Consider the following 14,098-nt stretch of genomic DNA (forward strand, 5'->3'; position numbering starts at 1 on the left):
TATAAGGAGGAATAAAGAGTGGCGACAAGCGCTCGTGTTCGCCGTGTTCTGGATACGCTTGGCGAAATGTTTCCGGATGCGCATTGTGAATTAATTCATTCGAACCCGTTTGAATTGACGATTGCCGTACTGTTGTCTGCTCAGTGCACCGATGAGACAGTCAACAAAGTGACGGTTAACTTATTTCATAAATATAAGACCCCGGAAGACTACTTAGCGGTTCCATTGGAGCAATTAGAGCAGGATATCCGTCGAATTGGCTTGTTCCGCAATAAGGCGAAGAACATTCAAAAGCTATGTCAGATCCTGCTTGACAAATATAACGGTGAAGTGCCTCAGAAACATGAACAATTAACTGAGCTTCCTGGCGTAGGACGGAAGACGGCTAATGTCGTAATGTCTACCGCGTTCGGCGTACCTGCAATTGCCGTGGATACACACGTGGAGCGGGTGTCGAAGCGTCTGGGATTGGCGGATGAGACGGATAGTGTACTGGAAGTGGAAAAGAAGTTGATGCGTAAAGTTCCACGTGTTGAGTGGACCTTGACTCATCATCGCTTCATATTTTTCGGTCGATATCACTGTAAAGCACAATCTCCAAAATGTGAAGTCTGTCTGTTATTGGATATGTGTAAATTTGGGAAAACACGTATGAAAGCGGAGCAGCGGAGAAACAATGGAAAATAAATAAACCTGAATGGGTGGGCGGTTGAATTGAAATGTATTTCGGTATACACAGACAATTTTGAACAATTCTCGGATATTTATGAGAAATTAATGCAGCAAACAGTACAGGACGATGAGGAAATAGTAGTAGATGGTGTGACCGTATATGGCGCGGGTGAAGTACCTGAGCAGTACATAGACCGTATGCGTCAAAAGCGCGATGTGGTTGTAATGCGCGTAAAGAACAAAGACATTACCATTCTACAGCATGGAAAGCAATTCGAAATTATTCTCCCTGTAGAGCAAAATATGGTACACTAGAAACCGAGTTTGCAGGCAAATTGAGGAAGCCGAGCATCTCGGTTTCTTCTTTTTTTATAAGCTTATAAAGTAGGGATGAACAATAACATTGATGTAGGGGGGCGCGATAGGCATTATGCATCAGGATACTAACGAGGGGCAGCAGACAAGCGCATCCAGAACTGCTCTGAGCACAGAGCTGGAAGAAGCCACACCAACGCCGTTAGGTGAAGTGTTAAAGTCTTGGGCTTCACAGATGGCAAACGAAGAAAATGAAGCAGCAGCACGCAAGCTAAGAGAGCTTGTGGATAAAGAACGTGAAAATATGCTGATGATCGCGATGTGCGGTCACTTTTCTGCTGGCAAATCTACAGTTATTAATATGCTATGCGGTAAATCATTGCTGCCATCCAGTCCGATCCCTACCAGTGCGAACGTGGTTACTGTTCGTTACGGCACAAGTCGCGCAGAAATCTACCGCAGAACGGAACATGGTCCAAGTGCAATAGCAGAAGTGGTGCCGCTGGACAGACTTGAAGCCGTATGCAAGGATGGGGAACAAGTCGAACGTGTGAGCTTGTATGATGAAGTCAGTTGGCTTAAAGCGGGCGCTGCATTGTTGGATACGCCAGGTGTTGATTCGACGGATGATAAGCATCGTGCCGCTACAGAAGCTGCAATGCATATGGCTGATGTTGTTGTATACGTGACAGATTATAATCATGTTCAATCTGAGCTCAATTTTTCATTCGCAAAAGAGGTAGTAGAGGCAGGTAAGCCATTAATTTGGATTGTTAACCAGATTGATAAGCATCGGGAACAGGAAATCGAATTTGAACGCTATCGAACTGATGTAGATGATGCATTGGCAGCATGGGGAATCCATCCAGCAGCTATATATTATGTATCTATGCGGGAACCGGATCATCCTCACAATGAATGGAAGCTGGTTACAAGGGCGCTGCACCAGCTTGTTATTAAACGAGAACGGTTGGTTCGTTACGGAATTGAGCAGGCGGCACGAGTCTTGTTAGCTGAGCATACTGCACTGCTAGAGGAACCTGCAGCAGCAGCCTATGAGGAATGGGCAAGCCGGATAGGTGGGGAAGAGCAAGTTGTGCAACTTCGAACCGAGCTGCAACGTTGTGAAGAGGAATATCATCTAACAAGCGAGCGATCGGAGCATGAGCGTGATTCGTTTGTTGACGCATTAAGCCGGTTGCTGCGGGACGCTAATATTACACCTGCTTTATTGCGCGATAGTGCCCAGTCGTACTTGGAAAGTCGCAAACCTGGTTTTAAGGTAGGTTTATTATTTACGGCGGGAAAGACAGAGGCTGAACGAGATCAGCGCTTGCAACGATTAGTGTTGTTGTGGGTACAAGAAATCCAAGCGAATATTACAGCTCATCTCGTGCCGATGCTGCGGCAGCTAGCTGAGCGTGCATCCAGAAGTGGTACAGATGTGGTTAATGAGCTTGAAGCCTCTCTCCCTCACTTTGAGGCTGCTTGGTTTGCGAATGCAGTCCAGACCACGTCTGTCGGCTCCGGCGAATACACGATGAATTATTGCCGCGGCCTCGCAGAAGAAGCGAAATCGCTCATCCGCAAGACTGTACTTAGATTAGCGGATCAATACATCGAGCAGATCCATAAACAAGATAAGCAGAATTTATCGGGCCTAGAGCAGCAAATGCTGGAACTGCAGGCCAATCTCGCGATAGAAGCCAAGACGCGGCAGACGATGTATCGTATTCAAGAACGACACGCTGTCATGTTAAAGCAGCTTGAGAAAGTTTCATGTGAGATCCACTCTGTGAAAACCGCTCAAGAAGCGATGCCGGATTTAAGTCGGATCGGATCTGACTCTGCATCAGTTGTAGATGAGGATCATCCGCCGGAGCAGACAACTGAAGGGACGTTGGCCCATTTAAAAGCGCAAGATTGCCATCCCGCGATTCAACAAGATGATAGACTCCATCTTCATGCTGTAGAGGGCCAAGTTGCAGATGATCCTATGCCAACAACGTCAGAGGAAGTTGACGCATCTTTAATTCCTACGATTGAACAAATGAGTGATAAGCTGCAAGCAGCAGCATTGCATCTCGAATCAGCAGCTGAGGTATTAGAGCCTCTCAAGCTGATGGATGCTTATGTTCCTAACCTGCGGGCAAAGGCGCAGCGACTGCGGGATAATCGGTTCACTGTGGCATTGTTCGGTGCATTTAGCGCGGGTAAGTCATCATTTGCGAATGCGCTTATTGGTGCGAATGTATTGCCTGTTTCGCCTAACCCTACGACAGCTGCAATTAATATGATCGGAGCACCTACTGATCAGTATCCACATCAGACAGCGCTTGTTCGTATGAAGAGCGAGAGCCAGCTCCTCGCAGATATTCAGTATGCCTTAACGTGTATTGGTGAACCGGAGACAGCTCATTGGGGCATGTCTGAGGCGCTGCAAGCAGTAGATCGCTGGCAGCCTTCGATGCTTCATCCCTCAGGAAGGCCTCACTATAGCTTCATACATGCGGTTAAACGCGGCTATACGAGACTCAGTTCCTTATTAGGACAAGAACTTCATGTGGATTACGAGCGATATCGTCAGTTTGTGGCGGATGAGAGCCAATCGGCTTTTGTAGACCATGTCCAGCTTTTTGTCGATAGCCCATGGACGAGGCAGGGCTTCACTTTTGTGGATACGCCAGGTGCAGATTCCATTAATGCGCGCCATACCGGTGTGTCTTTTGAATATATCAAGAATGCTGACATCGTGTTGTTTGTCACCTATTACAATCATGCATTTTCTCAAGCAGACCGTCAGTTCCTAACGCAGTTGGGACGTGTAAAAGATGCGTTTGAGCTGGATAAGATGTTCTTTTTAGTAAATGCCGCTGACTTGGCTTCATCATCACAAGAATTGGATGACGTGATGCGGTATGTCGGTAACCGTCTACTTGAATTCGGCATCCGTTCCCCGCGATTATGTGCCATTTCCAGCTTGAATGCACTGGAAGCAAAGCTTGCTGACGATCAAAAAAAGTTGAACGCAACAGGATTTACACAGTTTGAAACAGAGTTTTTACATTTTGCAAGTGAAGAACTGGCAGCTATGGCGATCAACAGTGCGGTGTCTGATGTTGAGCGTGCAAGCGGACAACTGACGGCAATACTGAACGCGGCCAGATCAGATGAAACGGAGCGAGAACGACGTCTGCAACAGCTGGCAGCAGCAGGAGAAGCCGCCATAAACGGGCTCACAGCATGCTTGGAAGTGGATGAAAGTCGCATGCTGGAGCAAGAAACGGAAGAGCTTTTGTATCACGTACGTCAACGAATTCAGTTTAGATTCAGCGAATCATTTACTTATTCATTCAGTCCTGCGGCATTGCGGAGTGATGATCAGGACGTCGAGCGTACGTTGTTGCAGTGTTATCGAGATTGGCAGCGAGCAAGCGAATTGGAGCTGACAAATGAATTGTTGTCCACTTCACTGCGGCTTGAACAGCTGGCCCAACGTCTCGTAATGGAGCACTACAATAAAGTTGCAGAACAAGCGAGGCAATTGCTGCCGGGCTATGAGCCGGTTGCAGCCGCCATGACAGCCTGGCCAACGCCAAAAATTCAAATCCAGCATGCAGAAACCGAGCTGACAGGCAAGAAATTACGCTCGATCTACAAGAACAATAAACATTTCTTTGAAGGTTCAGGTAGAGATTCTTTAAAACAGCTGATGGAGCAAATAGCTGTGCAAAACATAATGCTCACCAATCAAACATTCCAAGGAGCAGCCGTGGATGCAGCTATTCTAAATTTTAAACAAACTTTAAATACTCAGATTCAATCCGGCATCGAATCTGTTAAACGATACCAGGAAGCAATGGCTTCGGCTATGAGGGAGGACGTCGATACGGAGCAACTGGAAGAAATGGCTGCGAAATTGTTCACTTTAGTACATGAAATGAGCTAAGTTGAGAACGATTTAAACATTTTCTATATCAAAATGATATCAATGTGTATTTACCTGCATCCTCTAAGGGCTGTGGGTTTCTTTTTTCTCTAATGTGCTACGGACGCAAGGAAAAAGGATGATTTAAAAGAATAAAGTGTATTCTTACCCATAAATGTCACTGTATCGGCTTACAATCGTTATTATGCGTAAATGTCCGTTTTGAAGTTGAAATTGCCTGATGATAAACTGCGTTAGATATCGTTTGCAACGGAAGAGAGGGGGAGTAACGATGAACGTATTCAAACAGTTAGCGCCATACTACTGGCCTAAAAAAAAGCTGCTGTTTGCATCCATTGCTTGTTTGATTGTCGCCACGGCGTTGGGACTTGTGTATCCCAACATGCTAAGGATTCTCATTGACGACGTCATCGCAAAGAAGCAATACGAATGGGTGCCTTGGCTAGCATTAACGGTAGTTACCGTTGTTAGCGTCAAAGGCACCCTAACATTTTTACACGGGTTTTTCGGGGGGAGACTAGGTAACTATACTGCATACGAGATGCGTAATGCATGTTACCGCAAATTGCAATCGCTGTCTTTCCGTTATTATGACAAAGCTCGAACTGGGGATCTAATGTCCAGATTAACTGCCGATCTGGAAGGAATTCGCAACTTTGTGGGTTTTGGTTTTGCCCAAATATTAAACATGGTGCTGATGGTCTTGTTCGGCGCAGGTATGATGATCTCGATTAATTGGCAGTTGACGCTTATTACGTTGATCTGTATGCCGCTGCTCGTATTTGTAGCAATCAAGTTCGAAGCGAAGATTCATCCGGCATTCCGCGAGATGCGCAAGACATTCAGTTCATTAAACACAGCTGTGCAGGAGAACATTACAGGGGTACGTACGGTTAAGTCATTTGCCCGTGAAGAACATGAAGTCGATAAGTTCTCAGTACGGAACATTGCGTACAAAGACAATCAGATTCACGTGGCCAACCTATGGGGGAGCTATTTCCCTGTGATGGAAATATTGGCGTCCTTAAGTGTTGTCATTCTGCTGGGCGCGGGTGGAACATTTGTAATTCAGGGAACGTTGACATTAGGTGAACTAGTAGCATTTTTCAGTATGATCTGGTACATTATCGGTCCGATGTGGGGAATCGGATTCCATATTAACAACTATACGCAAGCCAAATCATCGGGTGAACGAGTTCTAGAGCTATTAAACTCCGAGGTAGATGTGGAAAATCACATTGACGCGGTAAAGCTGAATCCCGACGAAGTTAAAGGACACGTACAATTTGATCATGTTTCATTTGGTTATGAAGGCGAACTGCATGCAGTTCGTAATATTAACCTGAATGCTGCCCCAGGTAAGGTGATTGGACTTCTGGGAGGAACAGGAGCCGGGAAATCAACCATCATACAGCTGTTAATGCGTGCTTACGATGTGCAAGAGGGTTCCATTCGTGTGGATGGGCACGATATTCGTGAAATCGATCTCAAAAGCCTCAGACGTCAAATTGCAGCTGTATTTCAAGAAACGTTCCTGTTTTCGTCAACGATCCGCAACAATATATCCTATGGTCGTCACGATGTATCCGAAGAAGATATTATTCGTGTCTCTCAGCTAGCTAAGGCGCATGATTTTATTATGGAGCTGCCTGACGGTTACGATACGATAGTTGGCGAGAGAGGGATGGGACTATCGGGAGGTCAGAAGCAGCGGATTGCGATTGCTAGAGCACTGCTGAATGATCCGAAAATTCTAATCTTGGATGATGCTACAAGTGCAGTTGACATGGAGACTGAGCATGAGATTCAAGCCGGATTTAACGAGGTCATGCGTGGACGCACCGTATTTATTATTGCGCATCGTATCTCGTCACTGCGTCATGCTGACGAAATACTCGTACTGGATAAAGGTAACGTAGTCCAGCGCGGCACGCATCATGAGCTCATCAAGGTACCAGGTACTTATCAGGATGTTTATCAGATCCAATATGCGGACTATCTACAGGTGGGGGAGTCAGCAGAGACAAGAGATGAGGTGAAAGCATGAGTCAAGCGAACACAGCAGATGCGTCCAGACAACAGAGGCCAGATGAAGATATCGATAACCCTATTGTATATGATAAAAAGACACGATTTGTTTACCAAGATGACGAATTAATTGAAAAACCGTTTAACTGGGCACAAATGCGGCGCTTGCTGGTGTATATGAAGCCTTATCGCAAGCAGTTGCTCCCTGTCCTTATCTTGTTAATGATTCTTGGCACGTTGACGAAGTTGGCTGTTCCTTTTCTGATTAGTTATGCGATTGATCATGCCATTAACCCAACGGATGGTGGGCCAGCCTCGCTTCGAATGTTGTATATTATAACTGGCAGCATATTCGGATTGTATTTGATACAATGGGCAACCAACACTTACCGCATCAAGTTTATGAATATGATCGGACAGCGTATTATTTACGACTTACGCGCAGATTTGTTTAAGCACATTCAGTCGCTATCGTTTCGATTCTACGACAAGCGACCCGCAGGGTCTGTATTAGTGCGAGTGACTAATGACATCAACTCGCTGCAGGATTTATTTACGAACGGGGCAATTAATGTACTGATTGATATGCTCCAGCTGATAGGTATTATCATAATATTACTGTTCCTGAACGTTCAGCTTGCCGTTGCCGTCATGATTACGGTGCCGATCATGTTTCTTGTTTCTACCAAGCTGCGGCGCTATATCCGGATGGCATGGCAGGACGTTCGGATTAAGCAGTCCCGCATCAATTCACACTTGAATGAAGCAATCCAAGGGATGCGAGTAACACAGGCCTATACGCAAGAGCAGGAGAATATGACGTTCTTTGACCACATGAATACAATTAATCGTACGTCTTGGAACCGCGCCTCGGCGTTAAACCAGACATTTGGCCCAGTCATTGAGATTACGAGTGCAGTTGGTGCTTTTATTTTGTTTGTATATGGCACACATCTGGTAGAGACTAGTGCGATCACGGTAGGGGTGTTGTTTGCTTTTGCCCAATACGTGGGTAACTTCTGGGAACCAATCAATCGACTTGGGCAGATGTATTCACAAATGCTCATTGCAATGGCATCCTCAGAGCGTATCTTTGAATTCATGGATGAGAAGCCGTCCATTGATGATAGCGAAGAAGCGATGGTACTCCCGCTAATTAAGGGAGATGTAGAGGTAGAGCATGTGTTGTTTGAATATGAAAAGGGACGTCCGGCACTTCAGGGGGTATCCCTTCATGCTCATGCAGGGCAATCAATCGCTTTGGTAGGACATACCGGCTCAGGCAAAAGTACAATTATTAATTTGTTATGCCGATTCTATGATCCGACTGAGGGACGAGTGCTTGTTGATGGTTTTGATATCCGGCACGTAAAGCTCCACAGCTTACGTTCACAGGTCGGAATTGTACTGCAGGATACTTTTATTTTCTCAGGCACAATACGAGATAATATTCGATTCGGGCGGTTGGATGCGACAGATGAGGAAGTCGAAGCAGCTGCAAAGGCTGTTCATGCTCACGAATTTATTAGCGAAATGAAGGATGGGTATGAGACCGAAGTTCAGGAGCGCGGCAACGTGTTGTCGATGGGACAACGGCAATTGATTTCTTTTGCCCGCGCGCTGCTTGCAGATCCGCGTATACTTATCCTGGATGAGGCGACGGCAAGCATTGATACCGAGACGGAACTTAAGATTCAGGAAGCATTAAAGACGCTGCTAAAAGGGCGGACGTCGTTTATTATTGCGCACCGCTTATCGACAATCCGTCATTGTGATAACATTATCGTATTGGATCATGGACGCATTATGGAGCAAGGGAATCACAGTGCATTAATGAATCAACGCGGTATTTATCATGGCTTGGTAGCCGCACAGTATAAATATATGTAAGCTGAAAGGCGCTTCCGTGTAAACGGGAGCGTTCTTTGCTTTATTTGCTTTCTGTCCTATAAATCAGTAATGTAAGTGTAGACAGAAGCGTTGTCAGCATAAGTGATACCTAGTCCCAAAGAAGCTTGGGGCATATCGTAAACTGACCTGTTGGACAACCCCTATACATAACGATGAAGAGAGGGAAACGAGATGAATAAGCGATCTGGCTTATGGGGATTTATCGCTGCTGTAGGAGTGGGTTCGACCTTGTTGTTCCTCGTCGGATTTGGATTCGGTGTAGCCGATATTATATCGCCGGGCAGTGTGCCATTTGCCGAAAAGCCGCAAGTGAAGACTCCGGAAGTAACCCCAGATGAATCAATGAAGGAGATTCGCATCGTGTCACTTGGCGACTCGTTAACAAGAGGTACCGGTGATGCCACAGGTGACGGCTACGTGCGACGTACAGTAACCCAATTACTCAAAGTACAAGAGAAACCGGTAAAGTTGATAAACAATTTGGCAGTAAACGGACTGCGCGCAGATCAGTTAGTAAATAAGCTGAAAGAAGACAGCATCGGTTATTCGTTGAGACAAGCTAATGTTATTTTGTTGACGATTGGGGGCAACGATTTATTTCAAAGCGCTCGTACAGAGCAGATGGGCAATGAGCCTTTAAATGAGGCGTCCTTGCAAGCCAAAGCCAAGGCAGGCGTCACTTCGCTTGAATCGGTACTTATCCGAATACGAAAATGGAACCCGGATGCACTTATTATATACGTCGGATTGTATAATCCGTTTTCTGATGTCAAAGAAATGCGGGTCATTGGCGGTTCAGTCGTTCAAAGCTGGAACAATGCGGCAGCATCTATCATCAATAAGGATCCTAATATGCTGCTTATTCCGACACAGGATCTATTTGAGCGTAATATGGGGATCTATATTTCCTCTGACCATTTTCATCCGAATGCGGAAGGTTATGCAGCAATTGCGGAGCGTATCGTACAGAGTATGAAGTAAAGCAAATGTATGCAGTCCTATTAACAGAACTTAGGCAGCAGTTAGGTTGCGAATACGTATTACATACGTGACATTTTTACCGAAATAAGTCTTATTCATCTAATCTATGCTGCCGAATTAAGGAGGTACCGAGATGGAAACGGAACATGCATTGCCGGATCGTCCTGTTATTTTATCAGTCAAACAAATCAAGAAAAAGATTGGCCGTAAATGGATCATTCATGATGTGAGCTTTGATGTTCGCGCGGGTGAAATATTTGGTTTTCTAGGTCCAAACGGCTCAGGCAAGACAACAACAATTCGTATGCTCGTGGATCTGATCAAGCCTACTTCTGGTCATATTCAAGTATGCGGGTATGATGTGAACCGTCAGCCAGAAAAAGCGTTGAGATTTGTAGGTTCAATTGTCGAGAATCCGGAAATGTATAACTATTTGACCGGTTGGGAGAATCTAGAGCATTTTGCGCGGATGGTACCTGGCATTGATTCCATCCGCATTCATGAAGTCGTTAACGTGGTAGGCTTGACCAAGCGAATCCATGATAAAGTCAAAACCTATTCTCTTGGGATGCGGCAGAGGCTTGGAATTGCCCAGGCTTTGCTTGTTCAGCCAAAGCTGTTGATTCTTGACGAGCCGACGAATGGACTAGATCCACTTGGGATTAAGGAGCTGCGTGGATTTATTCGTTTGCTGGCAGACAGCGGCATGGCTGTATTTGTATCGAGCCATCTGCTCAGCGAAATTCAGTTGATGTGCGACCGGGTAGCTATTATCAGCAATGGTCGTGTACTTGCTGTAGACGATGTTGATCAGTTGCTTACGGGCCGCAGTCAGTATGTCATATGGATGGCAGAGCCGCTGGACAAGGCATTACAAATGCTACAGGCCAGCGAACAAGCCAAAGTGCTGGAAGCGGATAAGGCGGTAATAGATGAGTCTGTACTTATAGGATTGCCTGAGCACTTTATCATTACAGAAACGTCACCGGAACATATTGCTGCATTAAATCAGGCTTTAACGGATGCGGGAGTAGCAGTAGAAGGCATTCAGCGTGTTGTGCCAACGCTTGAACAACTCTTCCTGGAGATGACGGAAGGAGGTCACATTGAATAATATGTTGGCTCTTATCCAAAACGAAACGTTAAAAGTGCTGAAAAAGAAACGATTTTATGTCGTTATGCTTATTCTTGTTATTTTAATTCCGGTATTTACATACGCCCAAATGAAGATTGCCCAAAATAGTCGTGAGAAATTCGATCAGGATTGGCGGCGGGAAATTACACAGCAAATTACGGATTACCAAAATACGCTCGGTAGTGATCGAATTCCTGAGGAGTGGAAGAAATTCCGTCGTATCATGCTGCAGCAGTTGCAATATTATTTGGATCATGACGTGAATCCTAATGAACCTAATGGAGTTACGTTTACGCGTACCTTTATGGATAATTCGGTTAATTTATTTATTCCGCTGCTGGTGATGGCCATCGCAAGTGATATTGTATCATCTGAGCGCTCTACGGGGACGATCAAGATGCTGCTGACGAGACCCGTGCGAAGGTGGAAAATATTAATGAGTAAATGGCTGGTACTCATGCTGTTTACGGGTGTGGTTGTTCTCATGACAGCTTTACTGTCCTACCTCATATCGGGTGCTGTGTTTGGGTATGGAGGATGGAGCTTCCCGTTGTTTACCGGATTTAATGTGTCGGGAACAAATGTTAATGTTGAGGCTGTACATATGCTGCCTTCATGGTTATACTTGTTGATGCAGTGCGGATTAATATGGTTTTCCAGCATTGTGGTCGCAGCGCTTGGATTTATGATATCCGTGCTGGTGCGGAGTACAGCTGCCAGTATCGTTACGCTGATGGCAACATTGATTGCAGGAACGATTCTATATAATATGGCTTCAGCCTGGCCGACAGCCAAGTATTTGTTTATGATTAATTTAAAGCTGACAGACTATTTGGCTGGAACACCAGCACCAATAGAGGGAATGTCACTGTTGTTTTCCTTGGGTGTATTGTCGGTTTGGGGAGCGGTTGCCTTATTCGTTGCATTCCGCGTCTTTACGAAACAGGACATTTTGAATTAAAATAGACAAGAATGCGAAACATCTGTTTGCATCTGAATGGACTGGTGGGATGTGAGGTCATCTCATTAGTACGTTTAGGGCGGCAGATTTTCTTTTGCCGACCGAATTAGAAAGACATAATATGTACAATTGAAGGAGGAGCACGAATGGTCGATCAGATCGATTTGTTCGGTCAGCTTCCGAAGCAGGAAGGAACACCAGAGCACCGCGCTTCGGATTATGGCGCTGACGACATTCAAGTGCTCGAAGGGCTTGTCGCGGTTAGAAAGAGACCAGGGATGTATATTGGAAGCACAAGCTCATCGGGTCTTCACCATCTTGTATGGGAAATCGTCGACAATGCAGTGGACGAGCATCTGGCCAAGTATTGCTCCGTCATTGATGTGACGATACACGCGGATCAATCTATAACGGTTCGCGATAACGGACGAGGAATACCAACAGGATTACATAAGACAGGCATTCCGACACCACAAGTCGTATTTACGATATTGCATGCCGGAGGTAAGTTTGGTGGTTCTGGCTATAAGAAGTCAGGTGGTCTGCATGGTGTAGGCGCATCGGTGACTAATGCATTATCAGAATGGCTGGTCGTTGAGATATACCGTGATGGCAAGATTCACCGTCAACGCTTTGAGTCGTGGACGGAAGACAACGGCATTGAACATGTCGGCGAGCCTGTTGGCGGGTTGGATATTATAGGGAATACCAACCGGACAGGAACTAAAGTTACGTTTAAGCCGGACAAGAAAGTATTTCACGGTAGTATTCATATGAATATTGACACGCTCTCCGAGCGTCTGCAGGAGATTGCTTTCTTGAATTCGGGCCTTACGGTGAATCTGAAGGATGAGCGCTCAGGCAAGCAGGAAACGTTCCGTTATGAAGGCGGAGCAAGTGAGTTTGTTCAATACTTGAATGAGAACAAGAGTGTACTGCACGATGTCATTCATTTTACAGGTGAGAAGGAAGACATTGAGGTAGAGATCGCACTTCAATATAACGATGGTTATACCGAGACGATCGCTTCATTCGTGAACTCGATTCCAACGCGTGGCGGGGGAACACACGAGACAGGTTATAAGACAGCCTATACTCGGGTTATGAACGAGTACGCCCGCAAGAATGCACTGCTTAAAGAGAAAGATAAGAATCTGGACGGCAATGATCTTCGTGAAGGTATGATGTCTGTTATCAATGTGAAGATGTCTGAAGTAGAGTTTGTCGGCCAGACAAAGGACCAGCTTGGGAGTGCGATTGCGAGAAGTGCAGTGGATGCCATCGTGTCCGAGCAGATGCAGATCTTCCTTGAGGAGAATCCTCAGGTGGCGCAGCAGCTGGTTAAGAAGGCCATTCAGGCTTCACGGGCTCGCGAGGCTGCACGCAAAGCTCGCGAGGAAGTGCGCACAGGTAAGAAGCGCAGCGAGAGCTCGAATTTGGGCGGCAAGCTGACGCCGGCCCAATCTAAGGACTTTTCACGTAATGAGCTGTTTATCGTGGAAGGTGATTCTGCGGGAGGTTCTGCAAAGCAGGGCAGAGATTCAAAGGTACAGGCAATCCTGCCGCTAAAAGGGAAACCGATGAATCCAGAGAAAGCCAAGCTTGCTGACATTTTGAAAAATGATGAATACCGCACGATCATTCATGCTATAGGTGCAGGAGTAGGTCCTGAATTCGAAGTTGACGAGAGCAACTATGCCAAGATTATTATTATGACCGATGCCGATACGGATGGGGCGCATATTCAGGTGCTGCTGCTGACGTTCTTCTACCGGTATATGAAGCCTTTAATTGATGCAGGGAAGGTCTATATTGCTCAGCCGCCTCTCTATAAGATTACGCACAAGAAAGGGAAGCTTTCAACAGTTCGATATGCATGGACGGATGAACAGTTAAGCAGTTATTTAAAACAGTTCGGAAACCAGGCGGAAATTCAGCGCTATAAAGGTCTTGGTGAGATGAATCCTGACCAATTGTGGGAAACAACGATGGACCCGGAGACACGAACGCTGCTGCAAGTTCAGATTGAGGATGCAGCCAAGGCGGAACGCCGGGTGTCAACTTTGATGGGAGATAAAGTTGATCCTCGTAAACGCTGGATCGTAGAGAATGTTGACTTCACGGAGTTCGAAGAATAGAAAGGTGA

The 14,098-nt window shown here is 45.9% G+C and carries 9 protein-coding genes; all 9 read left to right on the forward strand.

Annotated features, from left to right (window positions below; genetic code table 11):
- Nucleotides 1-18 precede the first annotated feature (18 nt).
- The 9 genes from nth to parE all read left to right on the forward strand — a co-directional run bounded on the left by nth (nt 19) and on the right by parE (nt 14,090).
- Nucleotides 19-687, forward strand: a complete 669-nt coding sequence (gene nth / locus MH117_RS04565) for an endonuclease III (protein WP_285103317.1) — start codon at nt 19-21, stop codon at nt 685-687.
- Between the two features lie 27 nt (nt 688-714).
- A complete protein-coding gene (locus MH117_RS04570; RefSeq protein ID WP_028546722.1) occupies nt 715-987 on the forward strand; it encodes a hypothetical protein in 273 nt (90 codons plus the stop codon).
- A 115-nt stretch (nt 988-1,102) separates the two neighbouring features.
- The gene (locus MH117_RS04575) at nt 1,103-4,936 is read left to right on the forward strand and encodes a dynamin family protein (RefSeq protein WP_239327448.1); all 3,834 of its coding nucleotides are present in this window, start codon (nt 1,103-1,105) and stop codon (nt 4,934-4,936) included.
- A gap of 271 nt (nt 4,937-5,207) precedes the next feature.
- Entirely contained in the window at nt 5,208-6,983 is a 1,776-nt protein-coding gene (locus MH117_RS04580) for an ABC transporter ATP-binding protein (RefSeq protein WP_239327449.1), read from the forward strand.
- Nucleotides 6,980-8,854, forward strand: coding sequence for an ABC transporter ATP-binding protein (locus tag MH117_RS04585; protein ID WP_239327450.1), 1,875 nt, complete (start codon nt 6,980-6,982; stop codon nt 8,852-8,854). The genes MH117_RS04580 and MH117_RS04585 overlap by 4 nt, the downstream gene beginning before the upstream one ends.
- A 192-nt stretch (nt 8,855-9,046) precedes the next feature.
- Nucleotides 9,047-9,856: a GDSL-type esterase/lipase family protein gene (locus tag MH117_RS04590; protein ID WP_239327451.1), complete on the forward strand. Its 810-nt coding sequence runs from the start codon at nt 9,047-9,049 to the stop codon at nt 9,854-9,856.
- 133 nt (nt 9,857-9,989) lie between these two features.
- Nucleotides 9,990-10,970: an ABC transporter ATP-binding protein gene (locus tag MH117_RS04595; RefSeq protein WP_239327452.1), complete on the forward strand. Its 981-nt coding sequence runs from the start codon at nt 9,990-9,992 to the stop codon at nt 10,968-10,970.
- The gene (locus MH117_RS04600; RefSeq protein ID WP_239327453.1) at nt 10,963-11,952 is read left to right on the forward strand and encodes an ABC transporter permease; all 990 of its coding nucleotides are present in this window, start codon (nt 10,963-10,965) and stop codon (nt 11,950-11,952) included. The genes MH117_RS04595 and MH117_RS04600 overlap by 8 nt, the downstream gene beginning before the upstream one ends.
- A 146-nt stretch (nt 11,953-12,098) precedes the next feature.
- Nucleotides 12,099-14,090, forward strand: a complete 1,992-nt coding sequence (gene parE, locus MH117_RS04605) for a DNA topoisomerase IV subunit B (RefSeq protein WP_239327454.1) — start codon at nt 12,099-12,101, stop codon at nt 14,088-14,090.
- Nucleotides 14,091-14,098 lie beyond the last annotated feature (8 nt).

Origin of the sequence: Paenibacillus sp. ACRRX (assembly GCF_022346885.1) — a bacterium.
Lineage (GTDB): Bacteria > Bacillota > Bacilli > Paenibacillales > Paenibacillaceae > Paenibacillus_B.